Origin of the sequence: Blastomonas sp. UPD001, assembly GCF_003426715.1 — a bacterium.
Classification (GTDB): domain Bacteria; phylum Pseudomonadota; class Alphaproteobacteria; order Sphingomonadales; family Sphingomonadaceae; genus Blastomonas.
In genome coordinates this window covers 1-710 of sequence record NZ_QKVT01000114.1, presented here as the reverse complement: position 1 = coordinate 710, position 710 = coordinate 1, and the positions used below count along the sequence as shown (strand labels likewise).

Below are 710 nucleotides of genomic sequence, written 5' to 3'. Positions count from 1 at the left end.
TAGTTTGTCCTTAGACCAAAGGGCTAACGCTGTGATTGATGGTCTTATTCAGGGCGGGTTTAAAGTTGATGAGATGCTATCCTCACAAGTCGTTTCCGTTTGCGGCACTCAGCGAGGCGGGAAAGGTACTCTAGCAGCAATCTTAGCTACTTTATCAAAGGCACTAGACCCTAGCTTAGACGTGCAATACTTCACTGCGGGGGTGGACGTGTACCCGTTCGCCTGTAGCCTCACATCTGCTCTTAGTTTCCCCGGTCGAGACTCAGACGCGGCTGACAAGTCTGTTGCTGATGAGTTATTACAGTTTCTGAAAACCTTAGACGGCAGTGAACCGTATAGCCACAAAAACTTGTTACTGGTTATTGACGAGGCGATGCGGCTACTTTCGTTGTTGGAGGAGGGCGATCGCACCTGGGCAATTCAATATTTACTCAGCCGTTTTGCTAAGTGCGGCGGGACTCTAATCATTGTCCTGCATGGTTCTAACTTGACCTCTGTGGCGGGTAAGGCGACGGCGGGACTGGCTGATACGTTTAAGCAATCGGTTTCATTTATTGGCTGTGTGGCTCAATCTGTAAAGGCTTCGGGCTTGCGAAAGATTAACGTTGCCAGTGGTGCTTACTTCAAAGCCAACCCTAACAATTTTGGTGAACCTGTAGCAGGTGGGGAACTGGGGGCAATACCCGAATGGCTCAAAACAGAGAAGCACC

The 710-nt window shown here is 49.6% G+C and carries 1 protein-coding gene; it reads left to right on the top strand.

Going from position 1 to position 710, the window contains the following annotated elements; translation table 11 throughout:
* Positions 1–31: 31 nt before the first annotated feature.
* Positions 32–710: hypothetical protein (locus DM995_RS22985; protein ID WP_198669504.1), on the top strand; the 679-nt coding region annotated here is incomplete at its 3' end.